We start from the raw sequence: 24,948 nt of genomic DNA, 5'->3' as shown, positions 1-24,948 counted from the left end.
CCCGCTCCTCAGGTCGTGACTGTCGCTGTCGGCGCCGGTCAGATGAGCGAGCGGAGCTTGCGCTTGACGTCCTTCGACGACTCGATCGAGTCGTCCTCGACCAGCCGTCGCACCATCGACAGCACCTTGCCGTCGGCCGCGTCGGTGGCGCCCGCCTGGATCGTCTCGATACGCCGGACGCCCTTCGCGGACGTCGAGTGCGGGTAGAAGTGCCCGGCCGGGTGCTTGAGTCCGTCGCTGCGGTCGGCCAGCCAGACGTACGCCATCTTGAGCGCGGCGATCTGGCTCTCCCGGTTGCCGTCGCACAGCTCCTGCGTGAAGACGTAGAACGCGCGGGCGTGCCGGGACTCGTCACGGCCGAGGAGCTTCCAGATGCCCCGGACCACGGGCTCCTTGGTCTCGGCGGCGAGCGCGCGATAGAGCTCGGCGGCGCGTGCCTCGGAGATGATGTTCATCATCAGGGTGCCGACGCGGGTGTCGCCCATCGGGTACGGCTCGCGCTTGTACAGCGCGTGCTTGGAGCGGACCTTGACGCCCAGCTTCTCCAGGCAGCGCGCCTGTACGAGCGAGTGCCGCGCCTCCTCGGCGCCCCAGCTGAGCGCCCAGGACGAGAAGCTGGTCTCGCCCTCCCACTCGCGCAGGAAGTTGTGCGCGCCCGGCAGGGTGCCGAATTCGATGATCGCCGCCTCGGTGAGGAAGTCGACCTCCTCGGCGCTCATCAGCTCGGGGTTGAGCTTGTCGAGTTCCAGCTCACGCCAGTCCCAGCGGGTGGTCTCGAACCAGTCGAAGATCTTGTTCCACGTCATGTCGAGGTAGAAGTCGGTGTAGAGCGGGTCGAGGATCAGCGAGCCGTGGGCCCGCATGCCTATCTCCACGGTGTCGGCGAATCCGAACCCGTCGAAGGAGGCCGGGGCGATGATGTCCTCGACGTCGTGCACCTCGGCCCAGCCGGGTACTTGGCCGCCGGCGCCTTCGCCGACCACGTACACCCGGGTCTTGGCGAAGCCGCGCATGCCGCGCAGGCTCCGGACCGCCGCCGGTGCCGAGGAGCCGCTGCCGCCGATGAAGGCGACGGCCACGTCGGTGCCCGGTTCGAGGTCGTTCAGATAGCGCTCGAAGGTGTCGGGGGTGGCCCGGTCGAGGCCGATCTCGCCGAAGCGGGCGAGGGAGAGCTGCGGGCCGAGGGCGAGCGCGGGCAGACAGTCGACGAAGACGACGCGCGTCTTGCTCGTACTCACGAGGCCGTCGGTGCCCAGGACGCCGTTGGCGCCCGTGCCGAGATTGATGCTGGTACTCATGACGTTTCCTCTCGAAGGAGATGGTTACGTGCTCGCCGGCGCCCGGGAGCCACGGGCGGCAGGACGCGAGGTCATGCCGAACGCGGTCGCGGCGCCGAGCATCATGAAGATTCCGATCGCGATCCAGGCGTGGACGAACGCCTCATGGGTCGCGTCGTAGGTGAGCGGAGTGCCGAGGATCGCGACCAGCAGGCTGATTCCCAGCACGCTGCCGATCTGCCGGCTCATGTTGACCACCGCGCTGCCCGTGGAGAACCGGGCGGCCGGCAGGTCGGTCGTCGCGGTCGCGAGGATCGTGGGGAGCGCGAGGCCCACCCCGACGCCGCCCACCAGCCAGCCGGGCAGCAACTCGCTCGCGTAGTGCGGGCTCTGATCGATGCTCACCGCCATCAGCACCACTCCGGCGGTGCACAGCAGACAGCCGATGGCGACCATCCGGCCCGCCGGGACGCGTGCCGCCAGCTTCGCGGCGACGATCGCGGCCAGCGGGACCATCAGCGGGCCCGGGGCGATCCCGAGTCCCGTACGCAGCGCGGAGTACTGCCACACCTGCTGCATCCACAGGATCGCGGTGAGCAGGTTCGCGGCGAACGCCGCGCTGAAGGCGATCGCCGTCACGTTGGACCAGACGAAGGCCCGTACCCGGAGCAGCGCCGGTTCGATCACCGGGGAGGCGTGGCGCAGCGACCGGAACCAGAACACCGCGGTCCCGAGGACCGCGCCGGCCAGCACGGCGGACGTCCGGACCGCGGACCAGTCGTTGATCTTCACCAGGCCGAGTGCCAGCAGCCCGATCGAACCCGTCAGCAGGGCGGCTCCCGGCAGATCGGGCAGCCGGGTCACCGTCGCCTCCTTGGAGTCGGGGACGATACGTACGGCCACGACCAGGGCGAGGACGCCGATGGGGATGTTCACCAGGAAGATCCACCGCCATGACGCGCTGACGAGCAGCCCGCCGAAGACCGGCCCGGCCGCCGCCGCGAGCGCCGCGCTCGCCGACCAGATCCGTACGGCGCCGGCCCGCCGGTCCGGCGGGAAGGCCGAGAGCAGCAGACCGAGGCTGGCGGGGGTCAGCGCCGCGGCGCCGACCGCCTGGAGCACCCGGAAGGCGACCAGCTGCCACAGCGACGTCGAGACGGCGCAGGCGGCGGACGCCAGGGTGAAGAGGGCTACGCCGAGAAGGAATCCGGCCTTGCGGCCGTAGCGGTCGGACAGCCGTCCCAGGGGCACCAGGAGTGCGGCGAAGACGATCGCGTAGGCGTTGAGGACCCAGGAGAGGTCCGCGAGCGACGCGCCGTCGAACTCACGGCCGATGGCGTCGAAGCCGACGTTCACGATGAAGAGATCGAGCCCGGCCATGAAGGCGGCCAACGACAGGATCCCGAGCAGCAGTCCGGAGTGCGGCGGCGCCGGTGACGGCGGTGCCGATGCCGATGGGATGGGGGCGGGCGTTGGTTGTCCGGTGCCGGCTTCTGTGGCCAATGCGGTCAATCCCTCGGGACGGTGGGAATGTCGGTGGAGCGCTCTGCCGCCTGCCGTCTACGGGACTCATCCGATACGTATCCCATGTCCCGGTACAAGGGATTCCGGCCCGTCCCCACCTTTCACGGCCCCAACCACCACTTTGGTGGGAGTCCCGACTACGACCTACGGAGCACGGCACGGCACGAGCACGGCACGACGAAGGCCCCCGACCGGGACCGGTCGGGGGCCTCTCCGCCATGCGATACGTCCGGTCAGTCCGCCAGCGGCAGATAGACCCGGTTGCCGCTCGCCGCGAACTCCTTCGACTTGGCCGCCATGCCCGCCTCGATCTCGTCCTGCGAACCGCCGTGGTCACGCCGGATGTCGTGCGAGATCTTCATCGAACAGAATTTCGGCCCGCACATCGAGCAGAAGTGCGCGGTCTTCGCCGGCTCGGCGGGCAGTGTCTCGTCGTGGAACTCCCGCGCCGTGTCCGGGTCGAGCGCCAGATTGAACTGGTCCTCCCAGCGGAACTCGAACCGCGCGTCCGACAGCGCGTCGTCCCACTCCTGTGCCCCCGGATGCCCCTTGGCCAGATCCGCCGCGTGCGCCGCGATCTTGTACGTGATGACGCCGGTCTTCACGTCGTCGCGGTTCGGCAGGCCCAGGTGCTCCTTGGGGGTCACGTAGCAGAGCATCGCCGTGCCCCACCAGGCGATCATCGCGGCGCCGATGCCGGAGGTGATGTGGTCGTACGCCGGGGCGACGTCCGTCGTCAGCGGGCCGAGCGTGTAGAACGGCGCCTCCTCGCAGATCTCCTGCTGGAGGTCGATGTTCTCCTTGATCTTGTGCATCGGGACATGGCCGGGGCCCTCGATCATGGTCTGCACGTTGTGCCGCTTGGCGATGGTGTTCAGCTCGCCCAGCGTCCGCAGCTCGGCGAACTGCGCCTCGTCGTTGGCGTCGGCGATCGAGCCGGGGCGCAGGCCGTCACCGAGGGAGTACGTCACGTCGTACGCCGCGAGGATGTCGCACAGCTCCTCGAAGTTCTCGTACAGGAACGACTCCCGGTGGTGCGCCAGGCACCACGCCGCCATGATCGAGCCGCCGCGCGAGACGATGCCGGTCTTGCGGCGGGCCGTCAGCGGCACGTAGCGCAGCAGCACGCCCGCGTGGACGGTCATGTAGTCGACGCCCTGCTCGGCCTGTTCGACGACGGTGTCCTTGTAGATCTCCCAGGTCAGCTCCTCGGCCTTGCCGTCGACCTTCTCCAGCGCCTGGTAGAGCGGCACGGTGCCGATGGGGACGGGGGAGTTGCGCAGCACCCACTCGCGGGTGGTGTGGATGTTGCGGCCGGTGGAGAGGTCCATGACCGTGTCGGCGCCCCACTTGGTGGCCCAGGTCATCTTGTCCACCTCCTCCTCGATGGAGGAAGTGACCGCGGAGTTGCCGATGTTGGCGTTGACCTTCACCAGGAACCGCTTGCCGATGATCATCGGCTCGATCTCGGGGTGGTTGACGTTGGCGGGCAGCACGGCGCGGCCGGCCGCGATCTCCTCGCGTACGACCTCGGGCGCCACGTTCTCCCGGATGGCGACGTACTCCATCTCCGGAGTGATGTCGCCCCGCCGGGCGTACGCGAGTTGGGTCACCGCCTGCCCGTCGCGGCCCCGGCGCGGCTGGCGCGGGCGGCCGGGGAAGACGGCGTCGAGGCCCCGTAGATCAGTCGCTCCGCTCCGGAGGAGGCCGCCGCGGGGCGAGGTGTGCTTGAGGCCGTCGTCCTCGGGGCGGACGGGGCGGCCCGCGTACTCCTCGGTGTCGCCGCGGCCGATGATCCAGTTCTCCCGGAGCGGTGCGAGCCCGCGCCGTACGTCGGTTTCGACGGTGGGGTCGGTGTACGGCCCCGACGTGTCGTACAGCGTTACGTCGTTGCCGTTGGTGAGATGCACCTGACGGACCGGCACCCGGAGGTCGGGGCGTGAACCTTCCACGTACCCCTTGTGCCAGCCGATGGATCGCGCGGCAGACGTGTGTGTGTCCTGAACGGTCATGGAGACCTACTCCCTACGCCGGCATTACCCGGTAACAGGTTCGGCGGTCGACGCAGCTCAGGGATCCGGGGAAACCCCGGAACTCCACAGTCAGCGTCCTCTCAGCCCGGTGCTCCGAGCTCCCGCGTGTGTAAAGGCACCACCACGCTAACGCGATGTCGGGCGTGCTGAACAGGGGGCCTCCGTCGTTCTTGCGATGATCGGTCGGTGACCTCACCCCAGCAGACACCCGATACGCATGGCCACTCGCACAGCCACGGGCCGGCCGCGCCGGTCTCCAAGCATCTGCGCAAGGTCATCGCCGCGGTGCTGATTCCCTTCGCGACGGCCGTCGTTGTCGGACTCGTCGTGCTCTGGCCCGGTGGCGCCCCGGCGCACGAACGCACCGGTGTCGGCTTCGACCGGCAGACCGAGCAGGGCCGGGTGGTGAAGATCGAGCAGATCGACTGCAAGGACGTGAACGCCGCTCAGGTCCCGCCGACGGGCGACACGTCGACGCCGGAGGGTCGTGCGGCACAGCGCGCGCAGACCGGGGACTGTGTGAAGGCGACGGTCGAGGTGACGAGCGGCAAGGACAAGGGGCGTACGTTCGTCGAGGTCGTCCAGCCGGACGCGCCCCGGCAGTTTCACGTGAAACAGGGCGTCGTCGTCGCCTACGCGCCCGACGCGCCGCGTGATCTGCAGTACTCGGTCACGGACGTGGACCGCACGATGCCGATGGCGCTGCTGGCCGGGATCTTCGCGCTCGCGGTGATCGTGGTGGGCCGGCTGCGCGGGCTGATGGCGCTGGTCGCGCTCGTCATCTCGTTCGCCGTACTGACGCTGTTCATCCTGCCGGCGATTCTCCAGGGCTCGAATCCGCTGATCGTCGCGGTCGTCGGCGCGAGCGCCATCATGCTGATCGCGCTGTATCTGTGCCACGGTCTGACGGCCCGTACGTCGGTGGCCGTCCTCGGCACGCTGATCTCGCTGCTGCTGATCGGGCTGCTGGGCTCGCTGTTCATCGGCTGGGCGAGTCTGACGGGCAACACGGACGACAACACCGGACTGATCCACGGTCTGTATCCGGAGATCGACATGAGCGGTCTGCTGCTGGCGGGCATCATCATCGGATCGCTCGGCGTGCTCGACGATGTGACGGTCACCCAGACCTCGGCGGTGTGGGAGCTGCGTCAGGCGGATCCGACCATGGGGCCCCGCGCGCTCTACCGGGCGGGGATCCGGATCGGCCGCGACCACATCGCGTCGGTGGTCAACACGCTCGTACTGGCCTACGCGGGCGCGGCGTTGCCGCTGCTGCTGCTCTTCACGATCGCGGAGTCGAGTGTGGGGACGGTGGCCAACAGCGAGCTGGTGGCCGAGGAGATCGTACGGACCCTGGTGGGGTCGATCGGTCTGGTCGCGTCGGTGCCGGTGACCACGGCGCTGGCGGCACTGGTGGTGTCGGCGGACCGGCCGGGGGCGTCGGGGGGATCGGCGACGGAGACCGCGACGGGGGCGCCGTCGGGGGCACCCTCGGGCGGGCCGTCGGGAGCATCCTCGGGACCGCTGTCGAAGGCGTCTGTCGGGGCGCCGTTCCGGGGTCTGCGGGCGCGCGGCGGAGGTGGGCGGCGCCGTAAGGCGTAGCCCTCCAGCCCTTCGGGGGCAGGCGCCGGGGGCGGGCGCTCAGCCCGCGTTCTCCTCCGCGAGGATGCGGCCGAGCGTCTCCTCCAGGTTGGTCTCGAAGTCCCCGAGGGCCATCTCCTGGCCGAGCGGGACCAGCCGGTCCGTGCGGTCGAGGAAGGCGACCAGCGGCGGTGCGCTGACCCGGAACAGGGCGTGCTCGGTGCCGACCTGCAGTCGGATGTGGACGTCGGAGAGTTCTTCGGGCTCGGTCGGCGAGATGTACACGTCGCCGTCGCCGCTGGGTTCGTTGATGCCGTCGACCAGCAGCTCGCGGCCGAAGGCCCAGGTGACCGGGGCGTCGCCGGGCAGATGGAACGTCATTCGCACCGCGTAGGGGTCCGTCGTCTCGTAACGGAGTTCCACGGGAATTCGGAATGAGAGCTCTTCGGAGACCAGGAAACTCATCAGGACTTCGGCCTGAACCAACTCGCGCATCATGTACCCCGCAGTGGATGACGGAAAGTTACGGAGAGTAAGAAATTCAGAGTGATTTCGGGGGTTTGAGGGGTGAAACGTCCGGTATTGATGCCCCTTGATCCTCTTCTTAATCGTCCAGCACGCAGTAACAGATCACAAGGAGTGATATTTCAGATACTGATAGAGAATTCCAGCGAGCCGATCATGTTTCCGATCTCTTTGCATAGCCGTTCGACAGCGGGAAGCAGTCTTTCCTCCTGATGCAGCGGCACGGACGTCGCGAGCGCCGCGACCGTCGACCCGGCCCTGATCGGTACGGCGGCGCAGACCTGGCCGAGCACGTACTCCTGCCGCTCGAACACCGGTCCCGTACGGCCCATGGCGGCGAGGCGTGACAGCAGTGTGCGCCGGTCGGCGACCGAGAAGGGGGTGAGCGGGCCCACGGGGTGCCGGTCCAGATGGTCCCGGCGGGCGTCCTCGTCGAGCTGGCTCAGCAGACACTGGCCGATCGCGTGCGCGTGCGCGGTCTCGCGGAAGTCCGCCCATTCGGCGACGGCGGGCGCGGCGGGGCTGTCGGCCACGGCGACGATCTCGATCTCGCCCGCGCGGTAGATCGCGAAATACACCGGCGCCCCGATCAGGTCGCGGCAGTGCTCCATCGATTCGGCCATGGTGCGCCGGGCCCGGCCCAGCTGCGGGCCCGCACCGCTCACCAGGCGGTCCACCGCCTCCCCGAGGAAGAACACACCCTTCTCCCGGCGGAGATAGCCCTCGTGGGTCAGGGTCCGCAACAGGTGATAGGCGGTGGGGAGGGGGAGACCGGCCTCGCGCGCGAGCTGTTTCGCCGGGGCGCCGTTCGGATGGGCGCCGGCCGACTCCAGCAGGCGCAGCGCACGTCGCACCGAACCGATCAGGGTTGGGGCAGCTGACGTGGTCGCTGTGGCCAAAGGTCACCCCCAGGCGTACTGACGGGCGTGCGCCCGCTCGCGGGGGCCGCCCCCGCGCCTGCCACACCCTCGGGGGACCTCGAACAGAGTCTGAGGTCCGGCGCCGAGAAATCGCACAATGCGTTGGTCAAATCGACCATCGACGCTGTTTTCGCAGGATGTGGCAGAGGCTTGCCACTCTAATGGCAGCTTCTGAGGAGGGAGTGGTTTCGTCTCCGCCTTTCCCCCGCGCGGGCTAACGGCGGGGGTGCGGCGCCGCCCCCGCCGGGGGCGGCGGGGGGACGGGGCGGGGGCCTACCGGTCGCCGCGCGAGGACGAGGAGGAGGTGAACTTCCGTACCGCGAAGACGAGCCCGCCGACCAGGGCCACCAGGATCAGCGCCTTGAAGACCAGCGCGATCACAAATCCGACCACGCTCGCGATCAGCCCGCCGAACACGACGAGAACGACCAGGGGCAACGCGATCCACTTCACCCACCAGGGCATTCCCGCGACAATTTCCCGTACCGCCATCGTCCTTACCTCGTTCCGTGAGTCCTGGGTCCCGACGTTCGTTCCGCTGCCTTCGATGCTAGAGCGGCGCGGGCCGGAGCGGAGGTCCCGGAGCCCTGGATCTCCCCTGATCCGACCCTGACGGAATCGTGAGGGTGGGCCTCAGCCCTCCGGAGGGGAGAAGACGACCATCACCCGCAGGTCCTCGGTGATGTGGTGGAACTTGTGCGGCGTACCGGCCGGGACGTAGACGACGCTGCCGCGCCCGACCTGCGTCGTCTCCATGCCCACGGTGATCGCCGCCCGCCCGCTCACGACGAAGTAGACCTCGTCCTGGCGGTGCGGCTGCTGCGGATCGGTGGTGCCGGCGTCCAGCGCGTACAGGCCGACGGACATATTCCGTTCCCGTACAAACTGCAGATATGCCCCATCGTTGGCGGCACGTTCCGCCTCCAGCTCGTCAAGTCGGAATGCCTTCATGCCACGATCACACCATGAAGAATTTCCTAGTCAAGACGATCGCCAACGCGGGAGCGCTGGCCGTGGCGATCTGGCTGATCAATGACATCACCCTGACCGGCGACAGCACCGGGAAGAAGGCTCTCGCGCTGGTGGTCGTGGCGCTGATCTTCGGGCTGGTGAATTTCCTCGTCAAGCCCGTCGTGCAGTTGCTGACGCTGCCGCTGTTCATCGTCACCCTGGGTCTGTTCACGCTGATCGTGAACGCGCTGATGCTGCTGCTGACCTCCTGGCTCGCCGACAAGCTCGACCTGAGCTTCCATGTCGAGGGCTTCTGGACGGCCGTGCTGGGCGGGCTCATCATCTCCATCGTGTCGTGGGCGCTGAACGTCGTGCTCCCCGACGACAAGGACTGATCGCCCGTGCAGCCGCAGGAGCCCGCGGAGAGCGGGACGGGCGCCGCGCCGGGTCCGGACCACGAGGTCGGGGACGGCACACGTGCCGTACGGGCGGGGCTGCCCGACCCGGTGAAGTACGAACCGACCATGCCGGGACCGGTGTTCGCCGCGCACTTCCATCTGCCGGGCGAGCCGACGGGCCCGTACACCTACGGCCGTGACACCAACCCCACCTGGACCCATCTGGAACGGGCCATCGGCGAGCTGGAGGCCCCCGGCCGGACCGTCGAGACGGTCGCCTTCGCCTCCGGGATGGCCGCGATCTCCGCGGTGCTCTTCTCCCAGCTGCGCACCGGCGACGCGGTCGTGCTGCCGGACGACGGCTATCAGGCGCTGCCGCTGCTGCGGGAGCAGCTCACGGCGTACGGCATCGAGGTACGGACCGCGCCCACCGGCGGCGACGCGCAGCTCGACGTGCTGGCCGGTGCCCGGCTGCTGTGGATCGAGACCCCGTCCAACCCCGGGCTCGACGTGTGCGACATCCGCCGCCTGGTGCGGGCGGGGCACGAGCGGGGCACCCTCGTCGCCGTCGACAACACGCTCGCCACCCCGCTCGGCCAGCGGCCCCTGGAACTCGGCGCGGACTTCTCCGTGGCCAGCGACACCAAGGGCATGACGGGCCACGGCGACATCCTCCTGGGCCATGTGACCTGCGAGGATCCCGAACTGGCGGCGGGTGTACGGCGCTGGCGCAAGATCGCCGGGGCCATCCCCGGGCCGATGGAGGCCTGGCTCGCCCACCGCTCACTGGCCACCCTCCAACTGCGCGTCGACCGGCAGTGCGCGAGCGCGCTGCTGCTCGCGCGGGCGCTGGGCGGGCGCGCCGAGGTGAGCGGGCTGCGCTACCCCGGGCTGCCCGACGACCCCTCGCACGCCGTCGCGGCCACGCAGATGCGGCGCTACGGGTGCGTGGTGTCGTTCGTCCTGCCCGACCGGGACCACGCCGAGCGCTTCCTGGACGGGCTGCGGCTGGTGGACGACGCGACGAGCTTCGGCGGGCTGCGGTCGACCGCGGAACGGCGGGGGCGGTGGGGCGGCGACGCCGTACCGGAGGGCTTCATCCGGTTCTCCGTGGGCGCCGAGGACCCCGACGACCTCATCGCGGACGTGCTGCGCGCGCTGACGGAAGCCGGTCCCTGAAGGGCCTCGCCGACCCCGTCGAAAGGGCCTCACCGCGGAACGGGCGGTCCGAGCCTCCCCCCTCGTGGCTCGGACCGCCCATGGGTTCCACGCGCGAAGAACCACGCAAACAAGGCTAGTTGACTCTGCGTCAGTGTCCAATCACAGTAGCGACAGCCGCCTATCGACTTATTTATAGTTGGACGCTCCGGCGACGGACCTGGGACGGGTTTGCGTGGGGCCGGAAGTTGAGGAGGGCTGTCATGGACCTGGCCCTGCTGCGCACCTTCGTCACCGTCCACCGAGCCGGCTCCTTCACTCGCGCCGCCGCTCTGCTCGGGCTCTCGCAGCCCGCGGTCACCGGCCAGATACGCACGCTGGAACGCCAGTTGGGCCGCCCGCTGTTCCTGCGGCAGGCCCGTGGTGTCACCCCCACCACCATCGGCGACGAACTCGCCCACCGCGCCGCGCCCCACCTCGACGCCCTGGTCGAGATCACCGAGACCGGGCTCGACGACGAGTCCGGGGTCCGGACGCTGCATCTCGCGGGGCCGCCGGAGTTCACCTCCGTACGCGCCCTGCCCGCGCTCACCCCGCTGGTCAGCCAGGGCCTCACGCTCCGCGCCTCCTTCTTCGCCAACGCCGAGGAGACCCTGGACGGCCTCGCCGCCGGCCACCACGACCTCGCCATCGCCACCGCCCGGCCACGCGGCGGACTGCTCACCGCGACCCCGCTGTGCGACGAGGAGCACGTCCTGGTCGCTTCGCCCCGCTGGGCGGCGCGGCTGGGCCACGACGTGCTGCGCAAGGGCCACGTCGTACTGGAACAGCTGCCGGTGGTGGAGGTCCACGAGTCCCTGCCGCTCGTCTCCCGCTACTGGGCGTCGGTCTTCGACTCCCGGCCGGCCGCCGCGGGCGCCGTCATCGCACCCGACCTGCGCGCCGTCCTGGAGAGCACGGCGGCGGGCGCCGGACTGGCCGTACTGCCCCGCTATCTGTGCGAAGCCGCGCTGGAACGCGGCGAGATCGTCGCCCTCTACGACCCGCCGGTGCCCCCGCTGCGCACGTACTTCCTCGTCGTACGCACCGGCACACTGGCCCTGCCGCACATCGCGCGGGCGCACGAATGGCTGCTGCGCGCCTCGGTGGACTGGTGACCACCGGGCCCGGGGGAGTTTCGACACGGCCTTATCGGGCCACGCTCTTCCCATGACCGAACGGCCCGTCGTCAAGCGCACCGCACGCGCCATCCTGCTCGACGGCGACCATCTCGTCCTCATCAAGCGCACGAAACCCGGTGTGGATCCTTACTGGCTGACTCCCGGCGGCGGGGTCGAGCCGTACGACGCGACCGTCGTCGACGCGCTGCACCGCGAGGTGGACGAGGAGCTGGGCGCCAAGATCACCGATGTCGTGCCCTGCTTCGTCGACACCGTCGAGCACATCGCGGAGCGCGGCGTCACCGGCGTGAAGGTGCAGCACTTCTTCGTCTGCCGGCTCACCTCGATGGACCCGTCGCTGCGGCACGGGCCGGAGATCGACGAGCCGTCCGGGGAGTACGAGATCGTACGGGTGCCGTTCAGCCGGGTCGGAATCGCGGCCGTCCATCTCGTACCGCTGTCGCTGCGGCACTATCTGGACGGCAACATCGAGGGCGTACGGGCGATGCACGCGCCTGACCTGGCCTGACGGGCTTCATTCATGTACGCGGGTGCGGGCCCAGCAGCTCGAACGCCTCGCGCAGATCGCCGCCCGTGTACATATGGATGGCGAGCCCGGCCAGATGGTGGTCCGCGTTCACCGACACCGCACGGGGTACGGAGGCGAAGATCGCCGCGTCGGACATGGAGTCCCCGAAGGCGACACAGTCGTCGAGCCGCACCCCGAACCGCGCGCACAGCTCGTTCGCGATCCGGACCTTGGCCGCCGTGTCGAGAATCCCCGCCCGGTCCACCGGCCGCGTGAACGGCAGGGCAGGCCAGCGCGAGCCGTGCGTGGCGTGCGCGCCCCACGGCAGCAGGCGTTCCACGAAGAAGTCCGGCGAGAGCGTGATGACGGCGCAGTAGTCGCCCCGCGCGCGGATGTCCTCCCAGACCTCCCGGATCCCGGCCAGCCACGGAGCCCCCTCGAAGGCCGCCGCCACCTGGGCGTCGGTGAGTTCCGCCCATAGCTCCCGGGCCCGTACGGCGAACTCGTCCGGGGCCAGTCCGGCGGTCAGGAACTCGCGCTCCAGCTCCGCGATCTCGGCACTCACCCCGAGCTGCCGGGAGATCTCGACAGCGGCGGCCGATCCCCGGATCAGCGTGCCGTCGAGATCGAAGAGGTGCAGGGTGCGCGGGCGGGGGTGGGCGTTGCCGTTGGCGCGGGGGTGACTGTTGGCGCGGGTGCGGATGTCGCCGAGGTCGCCGAGGTCGCCGAGGTCGCCGATGTTCTTCCCGGGGCTGTCCATGTACGCCGAGGTTAGTACGGACGGTTACTCCCGCCGTCAGACGCCCTCCGGCTCGAATCACGACAGCGTGTTTCACGTGAAACCACTCAAGCGGCCCGCCCGCCGGGCACTCCTCGTCGTCCATGTCGCCGTCTCCGTGAGCTGGCTGGGCCTCACCCTCGGCCTGCTCACGCTTGGTATCACCGCGTACACCACCGGCGACACCACCCTCACCGATGCCTCCTACCGCGCGATGAAGGTCTTCGCCGACTGGCTGCTCCCGCCCATTGTCGTGATCACCCTCGTCAGCGGTCTGGTGCTCTCCCTGGGGACGCCCTGGGGGTTGGCCCGGTACCACTGGGTCTGGATCAAGTTCTGGATCACCCTGGTCACCGGTGCGGCGACGATCTTCGCGCTGCGGCCGGGGATCGTGCAGGCCGCGGAGAGCGGCGGTGTGCCCGACATCAGCCTGGTCGCCGCGCCGTCGGTGGCGACCGGCGCGTACCTCTTCATGACCGTCATCTCGGTGCTGAAGCCGTGGGGGCTGACGCGCCGGGGACGGCGGCTCCGGGCGGGTCGTGCCGGCCGTGCCGGCCGTAAGGCGTCGGAGGAACGCCTCAGCCCGGCCGCCTGAGTGGGGGCCGACCGACAGGACCTGGCGGAGCTGCCTGTGCCCGCGCGGCCGGCCCCGGCGTAATCTGCGAACCATGAACGATCTGCACATACGGCCGGCCGGCGCCGGTGACCTCCAGGAGATCGTGGCGATGCTCGCCGACGACCCGCTGGGCGCGGCACGCGAGTCGCCGGACGACCTCACCCCGTACCTCAAGGCCTTCGAGCGGCTCGCCGACGACCCGAATCAGTACCAGGTCGTCGCCGAGCGCGACGGACGGGTCGTCGGGACGCTGCAACTGACGATCATCGCGGGCATCTCCCGCCGGGGCGCGACGCGCTCGATCATCGAGGGCGTACGCGTGCACGCCGACGAGCGCGGCTCCGGCCTCGGCACACAGCTGATCCAGTGGGCCATCGACGAATCCGGGCGCCAGGGCTGTCAGTTGGTCCAGCTGACGTCCGACGCGTCGCGTACGGATGCCCTGCGCTTCTACGAGCGGCTCGGGTTCACCGCGTCCCATGTGGGGTTCAAGCTGAGCCTGGAGACCGGGGCCTAGCCTCCTGTCCGGCGGTGGTTGGGTGGGTGGGGTCAGTGCGGCCCGTCCGGTTTCACGTGAAACATCACAGACCGCGCCAGCCCTGCTCGTCCACCCCGCCCGGAACCGCGTCCCCCGGCTCGTACGGCTCGCGGGTGTAGACGAAGGAGCCCAGGTCGAGATGGCTCACCTGGCCGTCCGGGCGCCGGACGGCCTTCAGCGTCTCCCCCGTGTAGTAACCGTCCAGGCCCTTCCAGGTGCCGTCCGGCTGAGCCACGAAGCGGGAGCGGCGGCCGGCCGCGCGCAGCGGATTGAAGTCCAGGCCGCGGTCCGCCGTCAGCCTCAGGACGAACGGAGTCGCGCCCCAGTACCAGGGGCCGGTCAGTGCCAGCAGCTCCTGGTCGACCTCGGGCAGGGGCCGCCACGGCTCGGGGATACGGGGCTCCGCCTCCGCCACGATGTTGATGAGTTCGGCGGCGACGGTGCCGACGAGCGGTCCCGAGGTGGCGTTGGCGAGCGTGACGGCGACCAGTCCGTCCTCGACGCTCACCCAGAGCGCGGCGACGAAGCCCGGCAGCGAGCCCGTGTGTCCGGCGTACGTACGGCCGCCCCCGTGGACGAGTTGCACGCCGAGCCCGTAACCACCGGCCCAGTTACCGTCCTCGGGCGGCGTGGCGGGCGTCCGGGCTTCCTGTACGGACGCGGCGCTCAGGACCCGGTCGTCGCCCTCGGCGAGGAAGGCCCCGAAGCGGCACAGGTCGTCGGCCGTCGACCAGAGCTGGCCCGCCGGGGCCATCAGGCCGAGATCCTCGGCCGGTTCGGGCAGGATCGCGTCGGCCCAGGGATGCACGGCGAAGCCGCCGGCCGCCGGGGCGACGGGCTGTGTGCTCGTACGGTGCATCGACAGCGGCTCCAGAATCTCCCGCCGCAGCACCTCCTCCCAGGACGCGCCTCGCACCGCCTCGATCAGCGAACCGAGCAGCGTGTAGCCGGGGTTGGAGTAGTGGTGCAGCCGGCCGGCGGGGTGCAGGACGGGCTGCTCGCCCAGTACGTCGGCCAGCTCGGGGCGCGTCGTGCCCGGTGTGCGCTCCCACCAGGGGGCGGGCGCCTCGGCCGCCAGACCGGCTCCATGGCCGAGGAGTTGGGCGATGGTGACCTCGCCGACCCCGGTGCCGGGCAGATGCTTCTCCAGCGGGTCAGCCAGATCGAGCAGGCCCTCGTCGCGCAGCCGCAGCACCAGAACGGCGCTGAAGCACTTGGTGATCGAGCCGATCCGGTACTGGGTGTCCGCGTCCGGCTCATGCCCGTCCACACAGCTGCGCCCGCCCGACCAGACGGTGCGCCCGTCGCGCGCGACGGCGCCGACGACCGAGGGGGCGCGGCCCTCGGACTGCGCGGTGGCGATGCGGTGGCGCAGGGCCCGTCGCGTACCGGGGAGAAGGTCTTCGAAAGGTGAGGTCATGGTCCACATCTATCGGTAGAGCCCTGCCGCGTCGACCACATTTCCGCCCGCCCGGGGGCCTGTCGGACAGAGCAGGGCCGGGCTCAGAGCGCCAGGCCGTCGAGGATGCCGGCCACCTTCGGGGCCTGGAGCACGAACCCGGTGTGGCTGCTGTCCAGGCTGTGCACGTCGTAAGGGTTGTCCGGCGTCAGCTCGTCCGCCTCGGCGATCAGCCGGTCCTGCATGGCCACGGGGAGCGACCGGTCGTCGGTGAGGCGGAGGTAGGAACGGGGGATCGTGCCCCACGTATCGGCGTGCCCGCGCCCGTCGCCGCCGATCACCGCCAGCGACTCGTCGGGCTGGAGGATGTTGATGAAGGCCATGAACTCCGCGTCGGTGGCTTCCGCCATCGTCGCCGCCTTGAGGGCGGCGAGCAGGTCCGGATCGGCGGTCCGGTAGTTGGCCCGGCCGGCTCCGACGGCGGACGGGTCCCCCACGTTGAACCCGCCGAGGCCCGGGAGCAGGCTCCCGGCGAACTCGGGCTCCGCCATGTACTCCATCGGGTTGGCGCGCGCCACGCACGACCACGCGGAGATGTACACGAGCCGGTCGATCAGACCGGGGATCTCGTTGCCGACGGCGGTGGTCGTCAGCCCGCCGAGGCTGGCGCCCACGAGCACCACGGGACCGTGTTCGGCCACGCGCCGGACGATGTCGACGACCATGTCGACGTTGTCCCGGAGGGTGACACCGGCCAGTGTCGACGGCTCGGCCGCCCACGCGTCGAGGTCCTGCGGGGCCTGGTAGGCGACCGGATACTGCGCGTCGAGCCCGTGCCCCGGCAGGTCGACGGCGAAGCTGCGGTGCCCGAGGAGCGCCAGCTCACGCTGGACCGGGGCCCACATGAACGAGCTGCTGCACGAGCCGTGGACCAGCACGAACGTGGGGCGGGCGGCGGTGGTGGAGGCCATATGGATCAGTCCAGTTCAACGGCTCGACGAAAGGGGGCCAAGGGAGGGAGCAGGGGGCACGCCGGCCGATTCGCTGCTCACGCCCTCCGCACATACAGGGCAACGTCCGTCACCGGCCGACGCGTTCCGCACCCGGGGGCCGGGGGCCGGAGGCGTACTTTGGTCGGCCGTGCGTCGGCCGTACGTCGGCCGTACGTCGGCCGCGCGTCGGACAAGAGCCATACCTTGGACTGACACGCCTGAACAGAAGGCGGATTACCCGCCCGGCACCCCGCTCCTAGCGTCGAGGCATGACAGCCGAGACGACGAACGCGAACAGCGCCGAGTCCCCGACCGCGCCGCCCCGCGGAGGCGCCCGGCCGTCGGAGCGCGCGCTCGCACCCGATCTCGCGCGCGGGCTCATGCTGCTGTTCATCGTGCTGTCGAACACCGCGTTCCATCTGTGGGCGGCCCGGCACGGGCCCTCGGGCTGGCAGCCCGTGGACGGCGGACGGCTCGACCGGGCCGTCCAGTTCACCATGATCACCGTCCTGGACCTGCGGATCTATCCGCTCTTCGCCTTCCTCTTCGGCTACGGGATGACGCAGCTGTTCCTCCGTCAGCAGGCCGCGGGGACCGACGAGCGCGCCGCCGTCCGAATCCTCCGCAGGCGCAGCCTGTTGCTGATCGTCATCGGCCTGCTGCACTCCACCCTGCTGATGGCGGGCGACATCGTCGCCTACTACGGCCTGTTGAGCCTCGCCCTCGGCCGGCTCTTCCTCAGGCGCGGCGACCGCGCGCTCAAGTGGTGGATGTGGATCGGGGCGACGGTGATGGCGATCAGCGCCGCGCAGCCGATCGTGACGGTGCTGCTCCAGGGCGATCTGGGCGCCGTGGGAGACGCCGGCGCGGAGCCGGGCGCCGACGCGTACGCGGCCGGTGAGGAGAGCTGGCTCGCCGCGGCCGGCACCCGCGTGGTCGCGGGAGCGTTCGTCACCTTCGTCGCCGCCCCCGCGTCCCTGATCGGCGGCGCCTACGTCATCTTCCTGCTCGGCTTCTGGGCGGCGCGGCGCGGGATCCTGGAGGAGCCGGGACAGCATCTGCGGCTGCTGCGCCGTACCGCCGTCATCGGCATCTCGGTCGGCTGGCTCGGCGGCCTGCCCGCCGCGCTGGCCCATGTCGGCGCGATCACCGTCCCGGACGACGCGCAGAGTGAGTCGGGGGTCCTCACCGCGCTCAGGGACGTCACTGGCAACGCGGCCGGACTCGGGTACGTCGCCGCCGTCGCGCTGTTCGCGCACTGGTGGAGCCGCAGGCAGGACCGGCGGGGCGCGCGAGCCGTCGAGGCGGTGTCGGCGGTCGGTAGACGCTCACTGTCCTGCTACCTCACGCACTCGCTCATCTTCGCCCCGCTGCTGGCGGCCTGGGGTCTGGGACTCGGCGAGCACCTGACGAGCGCCACGATGGCGCTCGTGGCGGTCGGAGTCTGGCTGGTCACGGTGGCGGGGGCGTACGCCCTGGAACGCGCGGGCCGCCGCGGACCGGTCGAGGCCCTGCTACGACGGCTGATGTACCGGCCCTGAGCGCCCCGTACCCCAAGGCTTCCCCGTACCTCAAGTTCTCCTCTGAACTGCCGTCACCCCAGGGCCCGTTCCGGGCATCGCCGCCATACTGGCGAAAGGCGACATCAGGGACGGGGGCTCCTGTGCGGACCATGATCTGGCGGCGCGTCTCGGCGGCCGAACGACGACTCGAAGCGTACGAAGTGGCCTATCTGGCCGGTGGACCTCAACGCGTCCTGGAAGCCGCGCTCTTCGCACTGCGGGACCGGGGGGCCGTCACGATCGTCGGCCCCCAGGTGCGCGCGGTCGAGGACGGCGACGGGCTCGCGGAGCACCCGGTCGAGCACCCCGTCGAACGGGCGGTCCTCGCGAGCTGCCCACGGGGGAGAAACGTGGCGGTCGTCGCGACGGCCGTACGCGGCGGACCGGAGGTCGCGGAGATCAGGCGCGAACTGGTCGCACTCGGCCTGCTCACCCGCGCACGTCACCGGCCCACCCGGGCGGGCGTGAGCCGGCTGGACGCGGCGAGGCAGGAGGCCGCGTTCCCCGCGTACGTCTTCGACGGCCCGCCCGCCCACCAGGACCGACGGCTGCGCCGCATCGTCGCGGGTACGTCGATCCCCGCCGGTCTGGGACGGTCGCTGATACGCATGGGCAAGGCCACCGACCCGGACCACGACTACGACACCGACTACGGCTCAGGCTCAGGCTCAGGCTCGGACTCGGGATCGGACTCGGGTTCGGGCTCCGACACGTACTCGTCCTCGTCCTCGGATTCCGGCGGCTTCAGCTGCGGAAGCGGCGGCGGCGGGGGCGGCAACTACTAGGGCGCGCCCCGGCGGCCGCCGGCCGATCAGTCCGTGACCTTGATCTTCTTCATGGTGGGCTGGGAGATGACGCGCGCGACGCCGGGGATCCCGATGATCTTGCCGGTCTGGAAGGCCTCGTACGCGGCGTAGTCGGCGACCAGAACGCGCAGGTAGTAGTCCGGGGTGCCGAACACGCGCCGGAACTCCACGACTTCCTCGTACGCGGCGATCGTCGTCTCCAGCCCCTCCAGGGTCTTCAGGTCACTCACGGACACCTCGATGGAGACGATCACCTCCAGTCCCCGGCCCGCCGCCTCGGGGTTGACGCGGGCGCGGTAGCCGGTGATGACCCCGGCCTCCTCCAGCCGTTTCACCCGGCGCAGGCACGGCGGGGGTGTCAGGCCGACCCGGTGGGCCAGCTCGACGTTGGTCAACCGCCCGTCCTGCTGGAGATGGAACAAAATGTCACGGTCGACCTGATCCAGTTTGCGTTCATTGCCCATGAGGCGATTCTACGGACACATTTCGAAACCATATAAGCCGCATTTCTTCCTAGAATGTCTCTCATGGCAACTCCACCGGCCGCCTCCCTCACCCCATCCACCCCATCCGCGTGGTCCGACCTGGCCTCGGCGCTCAAGGACTCGGGGTCGGTCGGGCTCGGCGCCTTCCCGATGGGCGTCGCCTTCGGCGTCCTGGTCGCGCACTCCGGTCTCGCCTGGTGGTGGGCGAGCGTCTTCTCCGGCCTCATCTACGCCGGTTCGCTGGAGTTCCTCTTCCTCGGTCTGGTCCTGACCGCCGCACCGCTGACACAGGTCGCGCTGACCGCGTTCCTGGTGAACTTCCGGCATGTCTTCTACGCCCTGTCCTTCCCCCTGCACCGCGTACGGGGCCGGGCCGCGAAGGCGTACAGCACCTTCGCCCTCTCCGACGAGGCGTACGCGGTCACCGCCGGGGAGACCGCCCAGACCTTCGCGAGCCGTCGCGTCCTCTGGCTCCAGGCGCTCATCCACCTCTACTGGGCCAGCGGCGCGACGACCGGCGCCCTGCTCGGCTCGGTGGTCCCCGCGCACCTCACCGGCCTGGACTTCGCGGTCACGGCCCTCTTCACGGTCCTGGCCATCGACGCCTTCCGGGCGCGCCGCGACCTCCCCACCCCGCTGCTGGCACTCGTCTGCGCCCTCGTGGCCCGCTTCGTCTTCCCCGGCCAACTGCTGCTGACCGCCTTCGTGTTCTTCACCGTCGGACTGCTGGCCCGCTACGCCCTCGTACGGAAGAAGGCCCCCCGCCATGCCTGACACCGGTTATCTGATCGCCGCGGTCGCCACCGCCGTCGCGGTCACCTGGGCCCTGCGCGCCCTGCCCTTCGCCGCCCTCGCGCCCCTGCGGTCCAGCCCGCTGATCGCCTACCTCAATACGGCGATGCCGGTCGGCGTGATGGTCATCCTCACCGCGTACACGCTGCGCGGCTTCGACCCGCGCCTGCCGCAGCAGGCGTGGCCGACCGGCCTGGCACTCGCGCTCACCGTGGCCCTGCACCTGTGGCGGCGCAACGTCCTGCTCTCCATCACGGCCGGCACCACCGCCCACGTCGTCCTCGCCGGCGCCGTCTTCACCTGAGACCGAAACCAACGGCTCGGTCTCTCACTGCTGTTCGGACGCCGCCGGCAGCGTCGCCGTCACCGTCAGTCCCCCGCCCTCGCGCGGCTCCGCGTGAACGTCGCCGCCGTGTGCCCGCGCCACCGCCCGTACGATCGACAGCCCCAGTCCGGCGCCGTGCGACGCGGTCGCCAGCCGTTGCCCGCCCTGCCCGCCCAGCCGCCGGAACGGCTCGAAGAGCGTGGGGACTTCGTAGGGCGGCACCACCGGCCCGGTGTTCGCCACCTCGACGACCGCCGAACCGTCGGGTCCGGTACGGCTGCCGACCCGCACCCAGCCACCGTCGGCCACGTTGTGCCGGATCCCGTTCTCCAGGAGGTTCTGCACCAGCCGTTCCAGCAGCGCCGGATTCCCGCTCGTGGTGGCTTCGGCGGGTTCGGCCGTCACCGTGACCGCGCCCGCCGGGGTCTGCGCGGCCACGTGCTCGACTATGTCGGCGAGGTCCACGAACGAGCGCTCCAGGACCTCGTGTTCCGAACGGGCGAGCAGCAGCAGTCCGTCGATGAGCTGCTCGTGGCGGTGGTTGATCCCCATGAGCGTCTCCCCCATCTGACGGACGTCCTCGGACACCGCCCGGCGGAAGACCACGACCTCCAGCAGCGCCTGGTTCAGCGCGAGCGGTGTCCGCAGCTCGTGCGACGCGTTGGCGATGAACCTCCGCTGCCCGTCGAAGGCGTGGTCGATCCGTTCCAGCATCACGTCGAACGTGTCGGCGAGCCGCTTGACCTCGTCCTGCGGGCCTTCCAGCGCGATGCGTTCGTGCAGTCCGCGGTCGGCGGCGGGCGCTTCCGCGATCCGGCGCGCGGTCTCGGTCATCCGGTGCAGAGGTTGCAGCAGCCGCCCGGCGATCAGCCAGCCGAGCAGCGTCGCCAGCGCCGCGATCACCGCCAGCGCGACGGCGCCTTGTGTCAGTACGGCGTCGAGCGTGTCGTCGGGCGTGACTCCGTCGAGCGAGTACGTGCGGTTCACGCTGTCGCCCTCGGGCAGCGCACGCTCCCCCGACGACGAACCCGACGACGGGGCGGCGGACGACGGGGCGGCGGACGGAGCCGAGGACGGACCGGCGTCCCCGACCCCGCGCCCCTCCGGCGCCCCGCCGACCGGACCCGAGACCGTGTCCTGGCTCCTGGGCAGCTGCTGATGCACCAGCGCGTACGTCACCCCCAGCAGCGCCACTCCGGCGACCAGGAAGAGCCCGCCGTACACCAGGGTCAGGCGTACGCGGATGGTGAGGTTGGACGGGCGCAGCCGCCGGAGCGCCCCGCTCCCCGTACCTGCGGTGCCTGTCATGGAATGCGGTACCCCACTCCCGGATCGGTCACGACGATCTGCGGTTCGCCGAGCTTGCGCCGCAGCTTGAAGACCGCCATCCGCACCACGTGTGTGAACGGGTCGATGTGCTCGTCCCACGCCTTCTCCAGAAGCTGCTCGGCCGACACCGCCGCGCCGTCGGCCCGCAGCAGCTCGGCGAGTACGGCGAACTCCTTGCGCGAGAGCGGTACGTACCGGCCGTCGCGGTAGACCTCGCGGCGGTACGGGTCGAGCCGTATCCCGGCCCGCTCCAGCACGGGCGGCGCGGCGGCGCGCGAGCGCCGGCCCAACGCGACGACCCGCGCGCCGAGTTCACGGAACGCGAACGGCTTGGCGAGGTAGTCGTCCGCGCCGAGGGACAGTCCCGTGACGCGGTCGTCGACCGTGTCCGCGGCCGTCAGCATCAGTACGCGCGTGGTGCCGGGTCCACCGGTGATCGCGCGGCACACCTCGTCGCCGTGCACCACCGGCAGATCGCGGTCGAGGACCACCACGTCGTAGTCGTGCAGCCGGACGTACTCCTGTGCCGCGCCGCCGTCGTACACCACGTCCACCGCGTGCGCGTCACCGCGCAGCCACTCCGCCACCGCGTCCGCGAACAGCGGCTCGTCCTCGACCACCAAAATGCGCATCCCTCATCCTCGCCAACCGCGCGTTTCCTCGGCGTCAACAGAACCGATGACGGCCGGGAGACGCCGCCCCGGCTCCAATGACGTCCATGACCGCCGCAGGAGTGGTCATGGGTGAAGGAGACGACATGCGTGTCACAGCACGGCCGGTGTGGGGCCTGTTGCTCGTCCTCGGCATGACGGCCGGGATGACGGCCGGCTGCGGGGGTGGCGACGGCGGAGACGGAACCGACGGCACCGGCGTCGCGTCGGCGAGCGAGGGCCAGGGCAAGGCAAAGGGCGGCGGCGACGGGGAAGAAGACGCAGGCGGGGACGCGGACAGTCAGAAGGACGGTCTGCTCAAGTACGCGAAGTGCATGCGGGAGAACGGTGTACCCGACTTCCCCGACCCCAACTTCAGCAGCGGCGGCGGAGTCTCGCTGGACATGCCCGTCGGCACCGACCCGAAGCTCGCCGAAGCGGCGCAGCAGAAGTGCGTGGGCCTGCTGCCGAGCAGCGGCGACGTCGAGAAGGCCGACCCGGAGATCACCAAGCAACTGCTCGCCTACTCGAAGTGCATGCGCGACAAGGGCATCACGAAGTTCCCCGACCCCTCGTCCAACGGTCATCTCGAAATCAACAACGACGAGTTGGGCATCAGCACCACCGACCCGAAGTACAAGGCCGCCGAGCAGCACTGCTCGCGGTACATGCCGAAGCCGCCGGGCGGCGGCCCCGCCGACGCGACGCAGGAAGCCGGGGGCGGCGCGTGACCACGAGGCGGAGAAAGGGACGAGCCGGCCGTTACGTCCTCGGCGCGGTGGCGGTCCTGGTCGCCGGGGCCGCCACGGCGGCGGCCGTCGGCATCGGCCTGCCCGGCGCGGACGACAGCCGTCCGGCGCGCAGCACACTGCCCCCCGGCACGGGCACCGTCGTGAAGCAGACGCTGGTCGACACGACGACCGAGACGGGGAAGCTCGGTTACGGCGACACCACCACGGTCAACGGCGGGAAACTCATGGGGACGTTGACGTCGATCGCCGCGCCGGGATCCACGGTCTCGCGCGGAAAACCGCTGTACAAGGTCGACGACAGCCCGGTGCTCCTGCTGTACGGGAAGCTCCCCGCGTACCGCGATCTCGCCCCGGGCACCGAGGGCACGGACGTCGAGCAGTTCGAGCGGAACCTGGCGGCCCTGGGCCACACCGGATTCACGGTCGACGACTCGTACACCTCGTCCACCGCGACAGCCGTCCGCGCCTGGCAGAAGGCGAACGGGCTGAAGCGGACCGGCACCGTCGAACTCGGCCGGGTCTACTACGCGCCCGGCAAGATACGGGTGGACTCCACCAAGGCCGCACTCGGCAGCAGCGCCCAGCCGGGGCAGGCGGTCCTCACGCGTACGGGCTCCGAGCGCGTGGTCGGCGTCGAGCTGGACATGTCCGACGCACCGCTCGCCAAGACCGGCACACGCGTCACCCTCGGGCTGCCGAACGGGGGCACCACCGGAGGCAAGGTCTCCGGCAGCGCGACGGTGATCGACCCCGGCACGGGCGACGGCGGCGAGGAAGGCGGTGGCACGGGGGACGGCGGTGACACGACGCCGTCGACCAAGCTCAAGGTCACCGTCGCGCTCTCCGACGAGAGCGCCTTCGACGGTCTGGACCAGGCGTCCGTCGACGTCCGGTTCACCGCATCGCGCCGCGAGAACGTGCTGACCGTGCCGGTCGCCGCGCTGCTCGCGCTCTCCGAAGGGGGCTATGGCGTCCAGGTCGTCGAGGGCGGCAAGGCGCGCACGGTCGCGGTGAAGACCGGCCTGTTCGCCGAGGGGCGGGTCGAGGTCTCCGGTCCCGGCCTCGCCAAGGGCGTGACGGTGGGGATGCCCTCATGACCATGCCCGATACGGCCGAGGCGCGCGAGGCTCGTGAGGCGCCCGAGCCGCGGCCCGGTCCCACGCTGGTCGAACTCACCGATGTCAGCAAGGAGTACGCCGGCGGTGTCACCGCCGTCCGTGACGTGAGCCTGTCCATCGGATACGGCGAACTCGTCGCTGTCGTCGGCCCGTCCGGCTCCGGCAAGTCCACCATGCTGCATCTCATCGGCACCCTGGACCGGCCGTCGTCCGGCTCCGTACGCGTCGAGGGCCACGACATCGCGACGCTGTCCGACCGCCGGGTGTCCGCCCTGCGCGCCCACCGCATCGGCTTCGTCTTCCAGCAGTTCCACCTCGCCGCCGGGCGTACCGCGCTCGACAACGTCGCCGACGGCCTCCTCTACACGGGCATCTCGCGCCGCGAGCGCGACCACCGCGCCGAGGAGGCCCTGACCCGGGTCGGTCTCGCCGACCGCCTCGACCACCTGCCGCACGAACTGTCCGGCGGCCAACGGCAGCGCGTCGCCATCGCCCGCGCGGTCGCGGGCGATCCCGTACTGCTCCTGGCGGACGAGCCTACCGGCAATCTCGACACCGCCTCGGGCCAGGGCGTGATGGCGCTGCTGCGTGAACTCCACGCCGCCGGAACGACTCTGATCGTCATCACACACGACCGCGAGATCGCCGCGTCGCTGCCGCGGCAGGTCGCCATGCGCGACGGAGAGGTGGAATGACGTGAGTACGGAACACTCCCCGCCGCACACACCGTCCCCGCCCCACCAACAG

27 protein-coding genes and 1 riboswitch are annotated in these 24,948 nt (G+C 70.5%); of the genes, 14 read left to right on the top strand and 13 right to left on the bottom strand.

Annotation, left to right across the window (positions count from 1 at the left end; translation table 11 throughout):
* Positions 1-38: 38 nt before the first annotated feature.
* The 3 genes from ACFT9I_RS09055 to thiC all read right to left on the bottom strand — a co-directional run bounded on the left by ACFT9I_RS09055 (position 39) and on the right by thiC (position 4,813).
* Positions 39-1,298, bottom strand: coding sequence for a ferritin-like domain-containing protein (locus tag ACFT9I_RS09055; protein WP_382562228.1), 1,260 nt, complete (start codon positions 1,296-1,298; stop codon positions 39-41).
* Between the two features lie 24 nt (positions 1,299-1,322).
* Positions 1,323-2,780, bottom strand: a complete 1,458-nt coding sequence (locus ACFT9I_RS09050) for an MFS transporter (protein WP_382562227.1) — start codon at positions 2,778-2,780, stop codon at positions 1,323-1,325.
* 254 nt (positions 2,781-3,034) lie between these two features.
* Positions 3,035-4,813: a phosphomethylpyrimidine synthase ThiC gene (thiC, locus tag ACFT9I_RS09045; RefSeq protein ID WP_382562225.1), complete on the bottom strand. Its 1,779-nt coding sequence runs from the start codon at positions 4,811-4,813 to the stop codon at positions 3,035-3,037.
* A riboswitch (TPP riboswitch) is annotated at positions 4,807-4,949 on the bottom strand. Its footprint overlaps the gene before it by 7 nt.
* A 71-nt stretch (positions 4,950-5,020) precedes the next feature.
* On the opposite strand from thiC, the gene ACFT9I_RS09040 reads away from it, so the two are divergent.
* Entirely contained in the window at positions 5,021-6,439 is a 1,419-nt protein-coding gene (locus ACFT9I_RS09040) for a YibE/F family protein (RefSeq protein WP_382562223.1), read from the top strand.
* A gap of 39 nt (positions 6,440-6,478) precedes the next feature.
* On the opposite strand, the gene ACFT9I_RS09035 is transcribed toward ACFT9I_RS09040, so the two are convergent.
* The 4 genes from ACFT9I_RS09035 to ACFT9I_RS09020 all read right to left on the bottom strand — a co-directional run bounded on the left by ACFT9I_RS09035 (position 6,479) and on the right by ACFT9I_RS09020 (position 8,814).
* Positions 6,479-6,913 carry an SsgA family sporulation/cell division regulator gene (locus ACFT9I_RS09035; RefSeq protein WP_382562221.1) on the bottom strand — a complete coding sequence of 145 codons (435 nt, stop codon included), beginning with the start codon at positions 6,911-6,913 and terminating at the stop codon, positions 6,479-6,481.
* A gap of 152 nt (positions 6,914-7,065) precedes the next feature.
* Positions 7,066-7,797, bottom strand: coding sequence for an IclR family transcriptional regulator (locus ACFT9I_RS09030; protein WP_382562219.1), 732 nt, complete (start codon positions 7,795-7,797; stop codon positions 7,066-7,068).
* 339 nt (positions 7,798-8,136) lie between these two features.
* A complete protein-coding gene (locus ACFT9I_RS09025; protein ID WP_382562217.1) occupies positions 8,137-8,355 on the bottom strand; it encodes a DUF5326 family protein in 219 nt (72 codons plus the stop codon).
* Positions 8,356-8,496: 141 nt separating this feature from the next.
* Complete coding sequence (locus ACFT9I_RS09020; protein WP_354606451.1) at positions 8,497-8,814, bottom strand: cupin domain-containing protein; 318 nt, start codon at positions 8,812-8,814, stop codon at positions 8,497-8,499.
* A 14-nt stretch (positions 8,815-8,828) separates the two neighbouring features.
* On the opposite strand from ACFT9I_RS09020, the gene ACFT9I_RS09015 reads away from it, so the two are divergent.
* The 4 genes from ACFT9I_RS09015 to ACFT9I_RS09000 all read left to right on the top strand — a co-directional run bounded on the left by ACFT9I_RS09015 (position 8,829) and on the right by ACFT9I_RS09000 (position 12,059).
* The gene (locus ACFT9I_RS09015; RefSeq protein ID WP_382562215.1) at positions 8,829-9,209 is read left to right on the top strand and encodes a phage holin family protein; all 381 of its coding nucleotides are present in this window, start codon (positions 8,829-8,831) and stop codon (positions 9,207-9,209) included.
* Between the two features lie 6 nt (positions 9,210-9,215).
* A complete protein-coding gene (locus ACFT9I_RS09010; RefSeq protein ID WP_382562213.1) occupies positions 9,216-10,391 on the top strand; it encodes a cystathionine gamma-lyase in 1,176 nt (391 codons plus the stop codon).
* A 242-nt stretch (positions 10,392-10,633) separates the two neighbouring features.
* Positions 10,634-11,527: a LysR family transcriptional regulator gene (locus tag ACFT9I_RS09005; protein WP_382562211.1), complete on the top strand. Its 894-nt coding sequence runs from the start codon at positions 10,634-10,636 to the stop codon at positions 11,525-11,527.
* Positions 11,528-11,579: 52 nt separating this feature from the next.
* Positions 11,580-12,059: an NUDIX domain-containing protein gene (locus ACFT9I_RS09000; protein ID WP_382562209.1), complete on the top strand. Its 480-nt coding sequence runs from the start codon at positions 11,580-11,582 to the stop codon at positions 12,057-12,059.
* Positions 12,060-12,069: 10 nt separating this feature from the next.
* Here the strand turns inward: ACFT9I_RS09000 and ACFT9I_RS08995 are convergent, their stop codons facing one another.
* Complete coding sequence (locus tag ACFT9I_RS08995; RefSeq protein WP_382562207.1) at positions 12,070-12,819, bottom strand: HAD family hydrolase; 750 nt, start codon at positions 12,817-12,819, stop codon at positions 12,070-12,072.
* 76 nt (positions 12,820-12,895) lie between these two features.
* Here ACFT9I_RS08995 and ACFT9I_RS08990 point away from each other — a divergent pair, with 76 nt between their 5' ends.
* Together ACFT9I_RS08990 and ACFT9I_RS08985 are read left to right on the top strand one after the other, a co-directional pair.
* Positions 12,896-13,432 (top strand): DUF2269 domain-containing protein, encoded by a 537-nt coding sequence (locus ACFT9I_RS08990; RefSeq protein ID WP_382562205.1) that lies wholly within the window; start codon positions 12,896-12,898, stop codon positions 13,430-13,432.
* 73 nt (positions 13,433-13,505) lie between these two features.
* The gene (locus ACFT9I_RS08985; RefSeq protein ID WP_382562204.1) at positions 13,506-13,970 is read left to right on the top strand and encodes a GNAT family N-acetyltransferase; all 465 of its coding nucleotides are present in this window, start codon (positions 13,506-13,508) and stop codon (positions 13,968-13,970) included.
* A gap of 64 nt (positions 13,971-14,034) precedes the next feature.
* Here the strand turns inward: ACFT9I_RS08985 and ACFT9I_RS08980 are convergent, their stop codons facing one another.
* Together ACFT9I_RS08980 and ACFT9I_RS08975 are read right to left on the bottom strand one after the other, a co-directional pair.
* Entirely contained in the window at positions 14,035-15,411 is a 1,377-nt protein-coding gene (locus tag ACFT9I_RS08980) for a serine hydrolase domain-containing protein (protein WP_382562202.1), read from the bottom strand.
* Positions 15,412-15,494: 83 nt separating this feature from the next.
* Positions 15,495-16,361: an alpha/beta hydrolase gene (locus tag ACFT9I_RS08975; protein WP_382562200.1), complete on the bottom strand. Its 867-nt coding sequence runs from the start codon at positions 16,359-16,361 to the stop codon at positions 15,495-15,497.
* A gap of 290 nt (positions 16,362-16,651) precedes the next feature.
* Between ACFT9I_RS08975 and ACFT9I_RS08970 the strand changes: the two genes are divergently transcribed.
* Together ACFT9I_RS08970 and ACFT9I_RS08965 are read left to right on the top strand one after the other, a co-directional pair.
* Positions 16,652-17,923, top strand: coding sequence for a DUF418 domain-containing protein (locus ACFT9I_RS08970; RefSeq protein WP_382562199.1), 1,272 nt, complete (start codon positions 16,652-16,654; stop codon positions 17,921-17,923).
* A gap of 131 nt (positions 17,924-18,054) precedes the next feature.
* Positions 18,055-18,729 (top strand): TIGR04222 domain-containing membrane protein, encoded by a 675-nt coding sequence (locus ACFT9I_RS08965; protein ID WP_382562293.1) that lies wholly within the window; start codon positions 18,055-18,057, stop codon positions 18,727-18,729.
* Between the two features lie 26 nt (positions 18,730-18,755).
* Here the strand turns inward: ACFT9I_RS08965 and ACFT9I_RS08960 are convergent, their stop codons facing one another.
* On the bottom strand, positions 18,756-19,214 hold the full coding sequence (locus tag ACFT9I_RS08960) for an Lrp/AsnC family transcriptional regulator (RefSeq protein ID WP_382562197.1): 459 nt from the start codon (positions 19,212-19,214) through the stop codon (positions 18,756-18,758).
* Positions 19,215-19,277: 63 nt separating this feature from the next.
* On the opposite strand from ACFT9I_RS08960, the gene ACFT9I_RS08955 reads away from it, so the two are divergent.
* Entirely contained in the window at positions 19,278-20,009 is a 732-nt protein-coding gene (locus ACFT9I_RS08955; protein ID WP_382562195.1) for an AzlC family ABC transporter permease, read from the top strand.
* Positions 20,002-20,331: a branched-chain amino acid transporter permease gene (locus tag ACFT9I_RS08950; protein ID WP_382562193.1), complete on the top strand. Its 330-nt coding sequence runs from the start codon at positions 20,002-20,004 to the stop codon at positions 20,329-20,331. The genes ACFT9I_RS08955 and ACFT9I_RS08950 overlap by 8 nt, the downstream gene beginning before the upstream one ends.
* Before the next feature lie 24 nt (positions 20,332-20,355).
* Here the strand turns inward: ACFT9I_RS08950 and ACFT9I_RS08945 are convergent, their stop codons facing one another.
* Both ACFT9I_RS08945 and ACFT9I_RS08940 read right to left on the bottom strand, forming a co-directional pair.
* On the bottom strand, positions 20,356-21,660 hold the full coding sequence (locus ACFT9I_RS08945) for a sensor histidine kinase (protein ID WP_382562191.1): 1,305 nt from the start codon (positions 21,658-21,660) through the stop codon (positions 20,356-20,358).
* Positions 21,657-22,313: a response regulator transcription factor gene (locus tag ACFT9I_RS08940; protein WP_382562190.1), complete on the bottom strand. Its 657-nt coding sequence runs from the start codon at positions 22,311-22,313 to the stop codon at positions 21,657-21,659. The genes ACFT9I_RS08945 and ACFT9I_RS08940 overlap by 4 nt, the downstream gene beginning before the upstream one ends.
* Positions 22,314-22,438: 125 nt before the next feature.
* On the opposite strand from ACFT9I_RS08940, the gene ACFT9I_RS08935 reads away from it, so the two are divergent.
* Genes ACFT9I_RS08935 through ACFT9I_RS08925 form a run of 3 tightly spaced genes read left to right on the top strand, consistent with a single transcriptional unit; the run spans position 22,439 to position 24,896 of the window.
* Positions 22,439-23,062, top strand: a complete 624-nt coding sequence (locus ACFT9I_RS08935; protein WP_382562188.1) for a hypothetical protein — start codon at positions 22,439-22,441, stop codon at positions 23,060-23,062.
* Positions 23,059-24,180 carry a peptidoglycan-binding protein gene (locus ACFT9I_RS08930; protein ID WP_382562186.1) on the top strand — a complete coding sequence of 374 codons (1,122 nt, stop codon included), beginning with the start codon at positions 23,059-23,061 and terminating at the stop codon, positions 24,178-24,180. Before ACFT9I_RS08935 ends, ACFT9I_RS08930 begins: the two co-directional genes overlap by 4 nt.
* On the top strand, positions 24,177-24,896 hold the full coding sequence (locus ACFT9I_RS08925) for an ABC transporter ATP-binding protein (protein ID WP_382562184.1): 720 nt from the start codon (positions 24,177-24,179) through the stop codon (positions 24,894-24,896). Before ACFT9I_RS08930 ends, ACFT9I_RS08925 begins: the two co-directional genes overlap by 4 nt.
* The last annotated feature ends 52 nt before the right edge of the window (positions 24,897-24,948 follow it).

Origin of the sequence: Streptomyces sp. NPDC057137 (assembly GCF_042670825.1) — a bacterium.
Taxonomy (GTDB): Bacteria; Actinomycetota; Actinomycetes; order Streptomycetales; family Streptomycetaceae; genus Streptomyces.
Note: the sequence above shows the minus strand (reverse complement) of the source record. Positions and strands in the feature narration are given on the sequence as shown.